This is a genomic window from Dyella jejuensis (assembly GCF_044904675.1).
GTDB lineage: Bacteria > Pseudomonadota > Gammaproteobacteria > Xanthomonadales > Rhodanobacteraceae > Dyella_B > Dyella_B jejuensis.
On the sequence record NZ_JADIKJ010000093.1, the window covers coordinates 1 to 320 of the forward strand.

The 320-nt window shown below is 69.1% G+C and carries 1 pseudogene; it reads right to left on the reverse strand.

Annotation, left to right across the window (positions count from 1 at the left end):
* A pseudogene (locus tag ISP15_RS18450) lies at positions 1-305 on the reverse strand (OmpA family protein); the annotation flags it as partial.
* Positions 306-320: the final 15 nt, after the last annotated feature.

The following is a 320-nucleotide window of genomic DNA, read 5'->3' on the forward strand; positions in this document are numbered from 1 at the left end:
ACCACCTTCTGCGGGCAGCCATCCGGGCCCACGATCGTGCCTTCCGGCAGGTCCGGGCACTTGTTGTCGCACAGGTTCACGCCGTTGCGGAACTGCTTGGAGCAGTCCGGCTGCGCCGGCGGCGGCGGCGGAGCGGCCGGGGCAGCAGCGGCCGGCACGGCGCCGATCTTTGCCACCAGACTGAAGCCCAGGTACCAGTCACCGTAACCGTTGCGCGCCGGCTGGGTCTTGTCGTCCCAGTCGTAGCGGTAAGCCGCTTCCACGCGGAAGTCCGCGCTATCCGTGATCGACTTGGAGATACCCACGCCAGCCTGCGCGGC